The sequence below is a fragment of the Idiomarina xiamenensis 10-D-4 genome (assembly GCF_000299895.1).
In the GTDB taxonomy this organism is placed as follows: domain Bacteria; phylum Pseudomonadota; class Gammaproteobacteria; order Enterobacterales; family Alteromonadaceae; genus Idiomarina; species Idiomarina xiamenensis.
This window is the reverse complement of sequence record NZ_AMRG01000029.1, coordinates 1-6,703: the sequence shown is the minus strand read 5'-3', so window position 1 is coordinate 6,703 and position 6,703 is coordinate 1. Positions and strand designations below refer to the sequence as shown.

3 protein-coding genes are annotated in these 6,703 nt (G+C 48.2%); 1 reads left to right on the top strand and 2 read right to left on the bottom strand.

All coding sequences use genetic code 11. From position 1 onward, the window contains the following. Positions 1-150: 150 nt before the first annotated feature. Positions 151-3,861: a translocation/assembly module TamB domain-containing protein gene (locus tag A10D4_RS13065; RefSeq protein ID WP_008490072.1), complete on the bottom strand. Its 3,711-nt coding sequence runs from the start codon at positions 3,859-3,861 to the stop codon at positions 151-153. Then, positions 3,858-5,615 carry an autotransporter assembly complex protein TamA gene (locus tag A10D4_RS13060; RefSeq protein ID WP_156812173.1) on the bottom strand — a complete coding sequence of 586 codons (1,758 nt, stop codon included), beginning with the start codon at positions 5,613-5,615 and terminating at the stop codon, positions 3,858-3,860. Before A10D4_RS13060 ends, A10D4_RS13065 begins: the two co-directional genes overlap by 4 nt. 81 nt (positions 5,616-5,696) lie before the next feature. On the opposite strand from A10D4_RS13060, the gene A10D4_RS13055 reads away from it, so the two are divergent. Continuing rightward, entirely contained in the window at positions 5,697-6,542 is an 846-nt protein-coding gene (locus A10D4_RS13055; RefSeq protein ID WP_008490070.1) for an HDOD domain-containing protein, read from the top strand. The last annotated feature ends 161 nt before the right edge of the window (positions 6,543-6,703 follow it).

Genomic DNA, 6,703 nt, shown 5'->3' with positions numbered 1-6,703 from the left:
CTGAATACCAGCAGGGGCTTTTTTATGTCTGACTAATTGATTGACTAAAGATCTGGGTAGCTAATGCACAGCTCGCTATCACCATGATTAGACAACGAAAGAGCTTAAGCGTCAGTCGTTTAGGCTCGATCGCTATCTATCTATGTAAGGCTAATCAACCTCGATGCTATAGATAATGTCTCCGCCCTGCGCTTCACTGGTCGAGGTAGATTCTAACAACCAATTCTCACTCAAGTGATAGCGTAAGAAAAAGGTGTTAGTCGGCTGTAATAAACCGATACCATATTTCACGTAAAGCCGCGGTGATAAGTATTTTCCGATAAAAAACGAGGTATCATTAACGTCGTTGGTACTGGAATCAATACCGACCTCGTCTAGTGCAAACGTATCTTTCAACGTTTTACCGACAAAATCGGTACCCTTGCTACCTAACATGATCGCGGCCTGCAGTTCTAAATTATCATTGCCGCCGCCAGCACCCGGTGCTCGCCCTAATACCAAATACGAAAGAATACTACTATCGGGCATCGCTGGGTTCGAATAAAGGTTTAACGTCGGAGCGGTTAATGTTCCGCCGACTTGTGCACCTACTTCAACCTGTTGCGCTGCAACGCCCGCAGAGGGTGAACTGTCGATAGTACGGTTAACACGTAAATCTAAACCTGGATTGTCGATACTGCCGCCGGTATAAACTAGACTGCCGCGCTGAATATTAAGCTCTTGACCATAAATCTCATAAGCACCGCTAGCAACATTGATATTACCCGTTGCGGTAGTTGAACGTTTGCCATCGTCATTAACTAAAATACTACCTTGCAAACGTCCGGCAAAACCAAAGGCGTCAACACGGACGTCGTCACCTAGGGTCAGCCTTAACTGAATATCCATCGGCATCGGCGTTTGCATGCTGCTATCGGTGACTAGTTCACCATTTTCTACCATCACCACGTCGCTAGAGACCGACGCGGTCGAACTGATATCGGGTTGTTTAACTAAAGCTTTCGGCACGACGATTTCGCCATCGACCTTAAGCGCGTTATCGCGATAATTAATCGTCATATCAGGGCTAATATCAACATACAGTTTAGGTGTCTGCATGACATTAAACTGTTGCCCTTTAATGGTTAATTGCAGCGCTTGCTGAGCTGCTGAGAACTCGCCGTCGATGCTCAGTACACCTTGACCAGAACTCGCTTTACCCTGTAGATACATATCGCCCATCTGAGTTTGCTTTTCGCGTGCGCTTAGCTGTACATCGGTGAGTTGCATACCTAACGCGGGTAAACTCATTTGCGTCGCGTTTAATTCGAACTGTCCATGTATTTCGGGTTGTTGCAGACTACCGGCTAACGTTATATCGGCGTTCGCTTGACCTTCAGCCTGCTGAACCTGTGGTAGCACCGCTGAAATCAAATTGAGGTCACTTAGCTTAAGATTTAGCTGACCATCTAATCCGGCGTCGGCTTGCGCCCAGCGGCTCAATTGCAGCTCTGCGTTAATACCGGCATCAATATCGTTCGGATGAATTTGTAGTTGCGCGTTTAAGCGTCGTTGATCGTCGGTATGCCAATTCAGCTCTGCCTGCTGTAAGCTCACATCAAGGTCCTGATCAAGTAGCGTCAAAGCGATATCAGAGCCGCTGATTTGCCCTTTTAAATCACCACTATCCAGCTCATTAAGTGGTAATCGCCAATCGCTTTTTAGCGCGATTGAACCGTCAAAGCGAGCATTATTAACCGCTGCTAACCAGGGCTCGGCCCAACTGACGGGCACGCCAGCAACCTGCAGTTGTCCAGTTAACTGTTGATTTTTCAAGTCGCTTTGTAAGCATAACGGTTGCGTCAGTTCTTTGTTGTTGAGACATAATGGCGTCATTTCAATAGCGGTTGTCGCCGTACTTAGGGCAACATCAATATCCACTGGCTGTTGTAACTGCCAGTCACCAGTATGTAGTAAGCGGCTATCTAGCTGCCGTAACTGGCCCTGCCATTGTTGCGCTTGCCAAGTGCCGCTGAGCTGAATTTGTAACTCGCTTTGCCAACCCGTTAGACTAAGATCAAGTTGGTGAGCATCAGCATTACCGGATGCGTCCAGCGTCAATGTATCAAGTTGTTGATCAGCGTAACTCAGCTGTTTAGCGGTGACCTGCAATTGATTGCTATTGGCTAACCCTTGCCAGTCCGCATTCAGTTGCGCTTCTGTCAACTGAGTATCAAGCAGTGATAGTTGCGCGAGATTCAGCTTCGCCTTTGCGGTTAACGCCGATAGCTCTCCGCGAGCATCAATTTGACCATTGATTTGGCCTTGCCAGTCCGGCATCAATTGCGACAAATCATTCAGCGCTAAGTGAAGCTGCACGCCTGTTTTTTGCAAATCGCCCTGCGCATTAAGGTCATTATTACCCGATTTTAGCGTCAAGGCTTCGATATTCAGGTTGTTGTCACTTAAGGTTAATTTAATAGCACCATCAATCGGACGCTGCTCAACCTGACCCTGTATGGTTAAATCGGTCGTTAGCTGTGATTGCCAATTCAGTTCGCCGTTGATGGCTAAACGTGCGTATTGGTCGGCCAGCGACAACTGCTTGATATCAATATGGTCAGCGAATAGCGTGGCGTTTAACTCGTTGTCTAATTCATCGCTAAACGCCAACAATTGCTGTGATAACAGTATTTGTAGTTGCTGCAGCGGCCCGCGCAACTGTAATTGACCATTTTCACTCACCACAGAGGCTGGTTGCTGCTCAGAAAGCTCCCCGGTGAGTGGTTGCAGTGTTATCGTGCTCCAATTAAGTTGTGCCTGTAGTTCCGGCTGAGTTAACCATTGCTGCAGCGTTACTTGGCCCTGTAGCCGCTCGGGTTGTTGCCGCTGATGAATAATTTGTAATTGCTCAAGCTGCAGTTGTTGTTGATTGAGTTGTAACTCGCTAGTGAGCGTCAACGGTTCGCTAAATGGTGTTTTTGCATCCACCTGTAGCTTGCCCTCGGCAGCCTTAAGGTCGCCATTCATGGTTAAATCTAATGCAAGCGGGTACTCACTTAGCGCTTCAGAAATAGCGTCTAAGCGTTGCTCCGGAAGATGTAATTGAGCGTGCCATTGTAGCTCACCGAGCAGATCCTGTAGGGCGGCTTGCAATTGTGCTTGCGCGGCACCATCACTTTTCACGCTGAGGTTGCTTTGCTGAATGTCGCCCGCAAGCTCCACCTTACCGTTTAGCTCCGGCAAGCTCTTATCATGTAGGTGCCACTGAAGCTGTAGTTGGTGAGGATAACGGCCGTTCGGTGTCAATTTGCCTGCGATCGTGACGCTAGCAAGGTCGTGCTCAAGCTCAAATTGGTCAATGGCCAGTTGTTGCTGAAATTGTGCTGATAAATGCAGGCGCCGCAAATCAAATAGCGTCTGTTGCTGTTGATATATCGCTAAATCGTCGATCTGAATCTGTTCGACATTAACCATCAGCGGGCTGCTGATGTCGGGTAGTGAGATGCTTTCAGCATTGCTTTTTGGGGGTTCGTCGCTAACCGGTAAATGCAGATCGACACCGGCTAGATTCAATGCCGTGATATCAAGGCTACCGCTTAATAGCGCTAATGGCTGCCAATTAAAATAAAACTGTTTAACCGTTAACAACGGCTCACCAGCGTCTTTTACACTGACCTGGTCAAGTTGCAAAGGTCCCCAGAAATCGCCTTGCCAGCGCGCTATAGTCACTTCGTAGGGGCTGTATTGCAGCGCTTGCTGCGCAAGCCAGCGACTACCTTGTTCGCTTTGGGTAATAGCGACTATTAGCGTTAGCAACAACAAAGGCAGGGCGACCACCAGCAGCAGCGTCAATATGGCTAAACGTTTACCCCAACTCATAAATCAGGCCCCAAGGTAAAGTGTAAACGCCATGGATTACCCGGCTCATCAATAGCTTGGGCTAGATCCAAACGTACCGCGCCAATTGGCGATATCCAGCGGATACCAAAGCCAACCGATTGCTTTAGTTTTTCATCCGGTTCAATCATTGCATTACCCAAATCACTGAACACCGCGACGCGCCAGTTATCAGCAAAGCGATAGTCAACTTCGGCACTTAACACCGCCAAATAACGACCGCCGATCACGGTTCCATCGTCACCGCGCGGGCCTAATTGCTCATAAGCGTAGCCGCGGACACTGTTATCACCACCGGCAAAGAAACGTAACGAAGGTGGTAATAAACTAAAATTATCGACATAAGTGGCACCTAGCTCAATGCGAGATAGCAGCCGCCAGCGTTCGCTGACCGAGGTCACAAACTTTGCATTAGCGGTCAGGGTGGCAAAGTTGGTGTCTGACAGCGCACTATCGGCACCGCCCTTTAAGCCCAAAGATATTCGGTAACCTTGATTGATATTAAGACGGTCACGAGCTCGCAAGAGTACCCATTCGGTACTGGGAATAAGAAAGCGCGAACTGCCGCTAATATCTTCACCCAAGCGAAAGTCTTCACGTTGCCAGTCAAGTGCATAGGTACGTTGCCAGCCGCCTATGCGTTTCTGGTCGGCGGCTCCGATAGAGTAAAGCGTAGACTCCTGACCCTCATTGCTTTTATCGGTAACTTCGGCTGTTAAGCGATAATTATCGGTCTGCGGCACTTCGCCGGGGATCACGTAACTGAGTAAGCCAGTGCTTTGTACTTGCGAAAGCTGGATCAGGCCGTTAAAGCGGTGGCCTTTGTCGTTTACCCAACGGCGGTCTTGACCAAAGGTTAGACGGGCACCGGTATCGGTACCATAACCTAAACCAAAGCGATAATGTGTACGCTTATTCGGCGTCATTTCAACATGAATGGGTACTTGGTTAGCCGTGGCTTGCTGCCAATGCGGCTGTACCTCGACGGTTGCAAAATAATCGCTATCGATTAAGGCGACCTGTAAATCTAGCAACTCCCGTGTACTAAAATCGTCGCCCTGTTGGAAGTTAAGGTAACGTCTTAATAACGCTTCCTCGACCGGTGCATCACTAAAACTGATCTGGCCGATTTGATAACGTGGTCCAGTATCCATAGTAACGTCAATGCTTGCCGTATTTTTGGCTACATCGATGGTTACCTTATGTTGTGCATATTCCGCTTGGTAATAACCGCGCTCTGCCGCTAAATTGGTAAAACGGGTTTTCGCACTTTGGTAACGACTATGAATAAAACGTTGCCCCGTCTTTAGCGGTAATTCATTTAGCGCGCTCGAAAAAGTGGGGTCTTGCTCACCCTCACCGGTTACTTGCCAGTTAATCTCAGCAATGGTGACTGCTGGGCCTGGCGCTATTTGGTATTGTGCCTGCCACTGTTGCTCGACTTTCTTCAAACTGCCATTAATAACAGGGTTGTAGTAGCCAAAGGGTTGTAATGCTTTCTTAATTTCTGCATTCGCTTGGCGGTGTAAATAGCGAACACGGAAACCCTGCACCGAGCTTTGTTCGCGCAGCGTATAAATACTCAGTAATGCCTGTACATTATTTAACAGGTCGCCGTCGATGCCGTTTATTTCGACACTGACTTGTTCTTGGGCAAAGCTCTGAGTAGGATAAATTAACATCAAGAGACAGAGTAAAGCGCCAAATTTTCGCGTTGTATCAATCAGTAATCTCACAGTAAAATCAACTCGTCTCAGTACCTCTGGGTGCCAGCGAATAGTGGCACAGCATGCGATTAAAATAAATGGAGTCAGCGCATGGCAATCGTAATTACCGAAGCCGAGAAGCGACTTTTACAGTCTGTTAACCTTCCGCCGCGCCCGCAAACCCTGCTGACCGTGAGTGCCGAGGCCAAAAAAGCCGAACCTGACGTTGCGGTTGTGGCAGCGGCTATTGCTGCTGACGTCAGTATTTCAGCGGCGGTATTGCAGGTTGTCAATTCGGCTGCTTATCGACGAGCTCGAGAAATCGAGTCGATTCAGCAGGCGGTCATGACCCTTGGCTTTAAACGTCTATTCCCTTTAGTTCGCGCGGTTGCACTAAAAAGTACCTTAACCAGCAATCAATCATTAGATGACTTTTGGTTCTATAACGAACATGTCGCAGCGGCCTCAGTGTTGGTCGCCGAACGCGTCGGAAGAACCCAAATTAAAGACTTTGCGTACATGCTCGGGTTATTTCAAAGCGCAGGTATTCCGTTAATGCTGAATGCCTTTCCCGATTACTACGATCTTTTTCTACAAGCGGAGCACACCCCCTGGCCACAAATTTTGCAGGCGGAGCGTGAACAGTTTGATACCTCTCATACCACGGTAGGGGCAATGCTAGCGCAACGTTGGCAATTGCCGAAAGTGATCATCGAAGTCATTTATTTTTTGCACGACGATGATAGTTTATTTAGCGCGGGCGAATTAGCACCGTTAGGATTAGACTTATTTGCCATCGTTCGCACCGCTAGAGCGATTGTTGACCAACGCTTGCGTAGTGAGGCTGGCTCGCAAGAGTGGCAACAGGTCGTGGACGGGGTGTTGTCACATTTTCATCTTGATGATGTCTACTTAGAAGAAGCGATGGCCGAAATTGCCGATGATGTATTTGCTTAAGGAAGATGCGAATTCCTTGAAATAAGACCGATATTTTTCACAGTTGTTTAAAAATGACGCAGTTGTCGAACCCAGCGGCAATATTTGCTTGCCAGTGCCGCGAGCCTCAGTATAATGCCAACTCAAGTGACAGGGGCGTAGTTCCAATTGGTAGAACAGCG

Excerpts from the sequence above, each read along its gene's own strand:
- A10D4_RS13065 (WP_008490072.1), bottom strand. The coding sequence starts at position 3,861 with ATGAGTTGGGGTAAACGTTTAGCCATATTGACGCTGCTGCTGGTGGTC.
- A10D4_RS13055 (WP_008490070.1), top strand. The coding sequence starts at position 5,697 with ATGGCAATCGTAATTACCGAAGCCGAGAAGCGACTTTTACAGTCTGTT.